We start from the raw sequence: 7,485 nt of genomic DNA on the forward strand, positions 1-7,485 counted from the left end.
TAAACTCTCCCGCCGGTACGTTGACACCTATGCGACGATCTACGTCGAAGACCTGGATATCAAAGGTCTGAAGGAGAACGGTAACTCTCCGGGACTACACAGGAGTATCCATGATGCTTCATGGGGACGATCCTATGCTTACCTCGCGTACAAGGCTGAAAGTGCTGGTACGAACCTTGTCAAAGTCGATCCCCGGAATACATCACAGATGTGCTCGAACTGCGGAAGCATTGTGAAAAAAACGCTCTCTGAGAGAGTTCATGAATGTCCATACTGTGGGTTTGTTGCGGATCGAGATCACAATGCTGCGGTGAATATTCACCGCGTGGGGATGGAACAGCCCTTCGAGCCTGTGGAGACGATACCGCTACATCACATCTCTGTGATGCAAGTGTTGGCCATGAAGCAGGAAACCCCGCCCTTCAGGGCGGGGTAGTTCACAGAGTTCTCGTCTATGAGATGATATCTGTAGCCCCCACCCCGCCCGGCCTTCGGCCTCCTCCCCCGCCCCCAGGGGCGGGGGCAGTGCGTGGCGATAGCCGGTGGAAATCCGTGCTCGGAACGTGATTGACGACGCTCCAGAGTGGGTTTAAAAAATGGTGAACGTCCCTACACAATCTCAACAAGGCGGACGTTGAACGTGAGATCCTCGCCCGCGAGGTGGTGGTTCGCATCGACGGTGACCGCATCGGCCGATACGGCGACGACCTTTGCGGGCAGCATCTGTCCGTTCTGCAGGGGTAATCCGACCTGATCGCCGACCGTCAGGTTCTCCACGCCGGCAATCCCGGCAGGATCAATGGCGAAGATGAGATCCTCGCGGTACGGCCCGTACGCCCGGTCGGCCGGGATCTGAAGGGTCTTCTCCTCTCCAACCTGCATCCCGACGACACCTTCATCGAACCCCGGGATCACCCGGCCGGTGCCGATAGTAAACCGGAGCGGTTCGCGCTCGGCGGAACTGTCGAAGACCGTCCCGTTATCTAGGGTGCCGGTGTAGTGAACCAGCACGGTATCCCCGGGCTTCACCCGCTCCGCTTCGCGGTCGCCTGCGATACAGCCCGAACAGAGGATTAGAGTGCACGCGATCAGCAGCAGGGCGCCGCATGCCAGCCTTCCCTTCATTCTTCTTCGCCTCCGCCCCCGTTCTCGAGCGCCTTTCCGAAGCACTCCACCGCGTCGGCAAACCGGCCCTGCCTATCGAGCGCCCTCCCTTTCAGGTACCATGCCCGGGCGTGGCGGGGTTCGGCTTCGAGAACGCGGTCGAAGCAGGCGGCCGCCCGGTCGGGCTTGCCCAGGTGACCGAGAGCGAGGCCCTTCGCGAGCCAGGCATGAGCGTCTCCCCCGCCCAGATCGATGGCTTTGTCGAACGCTTTGACCGCCTCTTCGTGCCGTCCTATTGCATCCCTGAGTACCCCGGCCGCGTTCCAGATGGCCGCGTTCTTCGGGTCGATCGAGAGCGCTTTCTCGTAGCTCGCGAGGGCGTCGTCGTACCTGCCCGCCTTCTCGAGCACCGCCCCCCGCATGAAGAGCGCGGCGGGATTCTCGTCCTGGATAACGATGATCTTGTCGATCGACTTGACCGCTTCCCCGTATCGCCCGAGGTGGATGAGGGCCGACGAGCGGGCGTGGAGGGTCTCGATGCTGGTCGGTTCCCGGTCGAGCACCTGGGTGTAGGCGGCGAGAGCATCCTCGTACCTGCCGGCCTTCTCGTGGGCCTCGCCGAGCCTTCGCAGGGTGAGAACGTCGGCCGGATCGGCCTCGATCACCTTCTCGAAACACTCCACCGCGTCGGCATAGCGGCCGAGCCACATGAAGACCTCGCCACGCCGCTGCCAGGCAGCCCGGTTCTCCGGGCTCGCCTCGACGATGCTGTCGGAACACTCGAGCGCCTCCTCGTACCGTCCCATGTGCACCAGGGCGCTCTCGAGGGTGTACCATGCTTCGGTGTCGCGCTCGTCGCCCTCGAGCACCAGCGCATACTGCTTGATCGCGTCGCTGAACTTCCCGTCCCGTTCGAGTGCCATGCCGAACGCCATCCTGGCGTCGCGGTCATCGGGAGAGTTCTTCAGATAATGCTCGTATGCTTCCGCCGCCTCTTCGTGCTTGCCGACGGCTTCGAGCATATCCGCCCGGATCCTTGCAACCGCGGCGTTCGAGGCGTCGGCGGCGAGCACCCGGTCGCAGCACTCGATCGCCTTCTGGTGTTTGCCGAGCCGTGCGAGGGTGACGGCGAGCGCAAAGCATGCGCCGGTATCCTCCGGCCGGCCTTCGGTCACTTTCGCGTAGCACTCGGCTGCATCCGCGTACTGCCCCATCCTCTCCAGGGCCCGACCCCGGTTGAACCACGCAAAGAAGTTCTCCGGATCGGCAAGCGTGACCTCCTTGAACCGTCCGGCAGCCTCCTCATACCGTCCGAGCATGGCGAGAACAAACCCGAGACCTGCCGGGTATCCCCCGGCTTTCGGATCGGCTGCAAGGAGGGCTTCGTAACACCCGACGGCTGCATCGTAGCGGCCGAGGGCCTCGAGGATCCATGCTTTCCGAAGAATCGTCCCGGTGTCCCCGTGACCGGCCTGCGTCAACCGGTCGATGGATCCGAGTGCCTCTTCATACCGTCCGAGGCGTTCGAGTGCCGTGCTGCGGCCGAGCAGAGCGGCACGGTCGGCCGGGTCGGCCGAGAGCGCCCCGTCATAGCAGGCGAGCGCCTCCTCGTACCGTCCGAGATGCATGAGCGCCTCTCCCCGGCTGTTCTCCCCCGCCGCATCCCCCGGATTGACGTTGAGGAGGGCTTCGAATGTCTCTGCCGCCTCCGCATACCGTCCAAGGCGCAGGAGAGCGTCTCCCTTCCGGTACAGGATATGGGGTTCGCCGCCGCCGGTTCCCTGCACCGAATCAAGGCACGCCAGCGCATCGTCGTGCCTGCCGAGGTTTATGAGCGCGTCTGCCTTCATCGACACGGCGACGGCGTTATGCGGCTCTTTCTCAAGGACCGCATCCAGGCAGCGTGCAGCCTCCTCATACCTGCCGAGATGGAGAAGCGCTGTGCCGCTCCGCTGCAGGATGGAGACGTTCCCGGGATCGGCCTCAAGCACACGCTCGAAGTCTTTCTGCGCCTCGGCATACCGGCCCAGGTGGAGCAGCGCAGTTCCCCGGCAGTTGTGGACGAGCTCGTTCAACGCATCGAACTTCAGCGGTTTCTGTCTCCGGGGCGCTCCCGCTTCGTCCCGCTCGAAGAGCGCGAGGTCGGTACCGTCCCCGATCCACTTCATCCCGGTCGTCGCCCGGCTCTCGAGCACGCGGTCGAACGACCGGATCGCCTCGGCGTACTGGCCGAGACGGAAGAGCGCCATGCCGCGGGTGTACCATACCTGGACCTGACCCTGGTCGTGCTTCAGGATATGGTCGAAGCTCTTGACCGCCCGCTCGTAGCGGCCGAGGGCGTCGTAGACCATCCCCATGGCGTAGCGCACCGGGACGTGATCCGGGTCGGCGAGGGCGACTTTCTCGAAGCACTCCAGCGCTTCTCCGTACTTTCCTGCGCGGAGAAGCATCGAGCCGCGGTGATACCAGGCGGGGACGTTCTCGGGCTCGACGGCAACGATCTCGCCGCAGCAGTCGGCAGCCTCCTGGAATAGGCCGAGATACTCGAGCGCCCGGGCCTTGCCGTAGAGCGCGTCGATGTTCCCCGGTTCCGTATCGAGCACCCGGTCGAACATACCGGCGGCTTTCGAGTGATCGCCCTGGTAGAGGTATGCTGCTCCGATGCGGGCAAGCATATCGGTGCTGCCGGGATTCGTCCTGAGGACCTTCTCGAAGCATGCCGCCGCTTCCCGGTAGTCCCCGGCCCGCTCGAACATTCTCCCGCACCTCTCCCGCAGGACGACGTTCTCCGGGTCTCCTGCCAGCGCCCGTATATAGGCCGATGCCGCCTCGGCGTACTGTCCAAGCCTCTCAAGCATCTCCCCGTGCCAGTACGAGGCATTCGTATCCGCGGGTTCTCCTTCGACGATCCGTGCGAAACACCCCGCCGCCTCCTCGTACTCGCCGGAGCGAGCGAGGACGTGTCCCAGCACCCGGAGCGTCCCGGCATCGTCGGGAGACGACTCGAGGGCCTTCTTCAGCCACCCGGCGGCTTCGCCGTCCCTGCCGAGACAGGCGAGCGCCCGCCCCATATACAGCCGGGCAAATCCGTTCTCAGGCTCTATCTTGAGCGCCTTCTCGAAACTCTTCACCGCCTCGCTGTAGTTTCCGGCCTCGAACTGAGACGTCCCCTGCTGTATCGAGGGGTTCGCGTTCTTCCCCTGACCCAGAATATTACTGAAGAAATCCATCCGACATCATCTGCCGCTGCTTGTCTGATGCGCGATCATTCAACGCCGCATCCTCTTTGGGCGGCTGCCCGTAACGGAGGCAGCCGGTCTTTTTCTAACATTGATGCGCCGGCCAGTATTTGAAAGGACCGATTATGAGTGAACGGACTGACCCAGGATATAATGGGTGTTCGGGATTCTTAAAAGAGTGCTGCCGCAAAAATCCGTGATCGTGCCGGAGACCGGATCTCCCTGCAAGCCTGCGGGATACCGGCCGGCACGGTTCGGTTCCGGGAGAGAGGCGGGCGGGCCCCCATTCCCCCGTCAGACGTCCAGGATGGGTTCGAACTGCGATTTGCCGACCGGGCCGTGGAACTTCGTGATCTGCGGATCCATCCCGCAGATCGGGCATACGTAGTCCTCCGGAAGATCCTCGAATGCGGTGCCTTTCGGGTAGCCGCGGAGGGGTTCGCCGCGTTTTTTGTCGTAGACGTAGCCGCAGATCTTGCAGACGTACTTGGTCGGCTCCCAGAGTTCGAATCCCCACTTCCCGATCTGTCCTTTTCCGGTTGCGCCGCAGACCGGACATACGTAGTCCTCCGGCAGGTCTTCAAACGCGGTACCCGCCGAAATGCCGCGGTGGGGTTCGCCCCGCATCGGGGAGTAGATGTAGTTGCAGTACTTGCACCGGTATCGTTTCACTTTCTCCATGGGCATCACGTTCACCTCGCGATATTCACCCGGCACGAGGGCGGTCTCACCTGATAAGGTTTCCCGTGATCCGACCGGACCGGCGCAGATCTCCTCCTCTTCTCCGTATCGCGGTGCCGATTGCCCGGAGGAGGGAAGAACCGTCCGGTAAAAATGTGTTCAGGAGTCCTGCTGCCGTCTGTCGCCAAAGAAGGCACGAGAGAGGAGCGACAGGAAGAGCATGAAGACGATCAGGACTCCGCCGAGGAAGAGGAGAAGCATGACGCCGATTCTGCCGGTCCATGAAGCCGGTGCCTGCCCACTCCACGAGAACTCCCGCATCCGGACCGTCTGCCCGCCGGGATGGTACCACCGGTATGTGTTATGCGGCCCCGGTGTGCCGCCGCCACGGAGCGCGAGGTCGTAGCGCGCCCGGGCGTCGGGGTCGATCAGCGTCTCGTACGCCTGCTGGACTGCGATGAACCGCTCGCCCGCATCCGGGTTGTGGTTCACGTCCGGGTGATACTGTTTCGCGAGCCCCCGGTAGGCCGCCCGGATCTCGTCGGGCGTGGCGTCAATGGAGAGGCCCAGGATCTCGTAATGAGTCTCCACGGCGTACCTCACGTATTCTCGTTGCAGGAGACCTCACCCGAATCTCCGTTCACCGTCACGGTGGTGCCGGGCGGGAGGCGGGAGAACTCCGGCGGGAGGCGGTCGACCAGAGGGATCCCCGCGATGATTGCCCCGACCGCGATTATCGGTTCGGCCTCCGTATTGATGATCGCGGCGGGGGCGAGCCCGTTCTGTTTCAGCGCGTAGATCACATAGGATCCGACCGTCGATCCCTTCCCGTACGGGAAGGCCAGCACCCGTCCAGCGACGGATTGGCCTTCGAGCGGGTGGCCGTGCTCGACGACGATGCCGGTCTCGGGGTCGACGCCGGAGAGGAACGATATGGGTTCGGACGAAACGAGGAGTTCTCCGGTTCCGATACCCCTGGATATGCTTCTGCCTTGCATGATCACTCCAACCACATTATAATGTGGTTGGAGAACCAACTATATGAGTGACATGGACGAAACCATTGGCAGCACTCCCGGCAGCGAGCACGACATGCTCACTCTCCAGATCCAGGACCTGAAGGCCCAGATCCTGGACTACAAACTCAAGAACGAGTTGCTGGAGAAGGAGCTTCTGCAGCTCCGGAAAGAGAACGCCCAGTTAAAGCGGGTGCCGCTGTTTGTTGCCGCTGTGGTCGATGTACTTGAGAACGGCGAAGTGTATCTCCGGCAGCAGGGCAACAACCAGGAATACGTCACTACGGTCAGCGAGAAACTCTACCGCACCCTCAAACCCGGAATGAAGGTGGCGGTGAACAACACCCTCTCCATCGTCAAGACGATCGGCAACATCTACGATGCGAGAGTCAGGGTCATGGAACTCGACGAGCAGCCGAGCGTGACGTTCGAGCAGGTCGGCGGCCTGAAGGAGGAGATCGAGGAGGTCCGGGAAGCGGTCGAGTACCCGCTCACGAAACCCGAGATCTACGAGCGCGTGGGCGTGGAGCCCCCGAAGGGCATCCTCCTCTACGGCCCGCCCGGCACGGGGAAGACCCTGATTGCAAAGGCGGTTGCCCGCCAGTCCCAGGCCCGGTTCATACGGATGTCCGGGAGCGAACTCGTCCACAAGTACATCGGGGAGGGCGCGCAGCTCGTGCGCGAGCTCTTCATCCTCGCCCGGGAGCGCGCCCCGGCGATCGTCTTCATCGACGAGATCGATGCGATCGGGAGCATGCGCACGAACGACGGGACCTCCGGGAGCGCTGAGGTCCAGCGGACGCTGATGCAGCTCCTCGCGGAGATGGACGGGTTCGGGAACCGCGGCAACGTCCGGATCATGGCGGCGACGAACCGGATCGATATGCTTGACCCGGCGCTCCTCCGCCCCGGCCGGTTCGACCGCATCATCCAGGTCCCGCTGCCGGATGCCGGAGCGCGCCTTGAGATCTTAAAGATTCACACCGCGAAGATGTCGCTCGCCGGGAGCGTCGACCTGTCCGAGCTCTCCGAACTTACCGAGAACACCACCGGCGCCGAGCTGCAGGCGATCTGCCGTGAGGCCGGGATGATGGCGATCCGGCGGGACGCCGAAGCCATCGAGCGCGAAGACTTCCTCGTGGCGATAAAGAAGGTGAAGCGCGAGGCGGCGGCGCCGGACAGCCGCATGTATCTCTGACGGGGTTTCTTCTTCCCACTATCTTTTTTGTTCGCAACCTGCCGCCGGAGTATGAAAGGGGGCATTCTGAAATCCTGATGCCGAACGGGTTCGAGAATTTCCTGGGTGCTGATATTGGCACAGGTGAACCGTCAGCACGCCTGAACTTCTTCCGGGTTTTTCGCGAATTAAATGGCCGAAGCGACGGAAAATCTCGGTACACTGGACAGTGGGAATATCGCCTCGGGGGGTGGGGACAGGGGAGGGG

The 7,485-nt window shown here is 62.8% G+C and carries 7 protein-coding genes; 2 read left to right on the top strand and 5 right to left on the bottom strand.

The window, feature by feature from the left end; genetic code table 11:
* On the top strand, positions 1-436 hold a 436-nt coding region (locus L21_RS13390; protein ID WP_143727323.1), incomplete at its 5' end, for an RNA-guided endonuclease InsQ/TnpB family protein.
* A gap of 173 nt (positions 437-609) precedes the next feature.
* Here the strand turns inward: L21_RS13390 and L21_RS13395 are convergent.
* From L21_RS13395 to L21_RS13415, 5 genes are all read right to left on the bottom strand, one after another.
* Positions 610-1,125 carry an FKBP-type peptidyl-prolyl cis-trans isomerase gene (locus tag L21_RS13395; protein ID WP_083609072.1) on the bottom strand — a complete coding sequence of 172 codons (516 nt, stop codon included), beginning with the start codon at positions 1,123-1,125 and terminating at the stop codon, positions 610-612.
* Positions 1,122-4,334, bottom strand: coding sequence for a tetratricopeptide repeat protein (locus L21_RS13400; protein WP_074370949.1), 3,213 nt, complete (start codon positions 4,332-4,334; stop codon positions 1,122-1,124). The genes L21_RS13395 and L21_RS13400 overlap by 4 nt, the downstream gene beginning before the upstream one ends.
* A gap of 303 nt (positions 4,335-4,637) precedes the next feature.
* Positions 4,638-5,024, bottom strand: a complete 387-nt coding sequence (locus tag L21_RS13405) for a rubredoxin (protein ID WP_074370950.1) — start codon at positions 5,022-5,024, stop codon at positions 4,638-4,640.
* A gap of 159 nt (positions 5,025-5,183) precedes the next feature.
* Positions 5,184-5,615 (bottom strand): J domain-containing protein, encoded by a 432-nt coding sequence (locus L21_RS13410; protein WP_074370954.1) that lies wholly within the window; start codon positions 5,613-5,615, stop codon positions 5,184-5,186.
* 8 nt (positions 5,616-5,623) lie between these two features.
* Positions 5,624-6,022, bottom strand: a complete 399-nt coding sequence (locus L21_RS13415) for a DUF126 domain-containing protein (protein WP_074370953.1) — start codon at positions 6,020-6,022, stop codon at positions 5,624-5,626.
* Between the two features lie 43 nt (positions 6,023-6,065).
* Between L21_RS13415 and L21_RS13420 the strand changes: the two genes are divergently transcribed.
* The gene (locus L21_RS13420; protein WP_083609074.1) at positions 6,066-7,238 is read left to right on the top strand and encodes a proteasome-activating nucleotidase; all 1,173 of its coding nucleotides are present in this window, start codon (positions 6,066-6,068) and stop codon (positions 7,236-7,238) included.
* The last annotated feature ends 247 nt before the right edge of the window (positions 7,239-7,485 follow it).

The organism is Methanoculleus chikugoensis, from assembly GCF_900095385.1.
GTDB lineage: Archaea > Halobacteriota > Methanomicrobia > Methanomicrobiales > Methanoculleaceae > Methanoculleus > Methanoculleus chikugoensis_A.

Coding starts and splice junctions, on each gene's coding strand:
- L21_RS13395 (WP_083609072.1), bottom strand. CDS start 1,125: ATGAAGGGAAGGCTGGCATGCGGCGCCCTGCTGCTGATCGCGTGCACT.
- L21_RS13405 (WP_074370950.1), bottom strand. CDS start 5,024: ATGGAGAAAGTGAAACGATACCGGTGCAAGTACTGCAACTACATCTAC.
- L21_RS13400 (WP_074370949.1), bottom strand. CDS start 4,334: ATGGATTTCTTCAGTAATATTCTGGGTCAGGGGAAGAACGCGAACCCC.
- L21_RS13420 (WP_083609074.1), top strand. CDS start 6,066: ATGAGTGACATGGACGAAACCATTGGCAGCACTCCCGGCAGCGAGCAC.
- L21_RS13415 (WP_074370953.1), bottom strand. CDS start 6,022: ATGCAAGGCAGAAGCATATCCAGGGGTATCGGAACCGGAGAACTCCTC.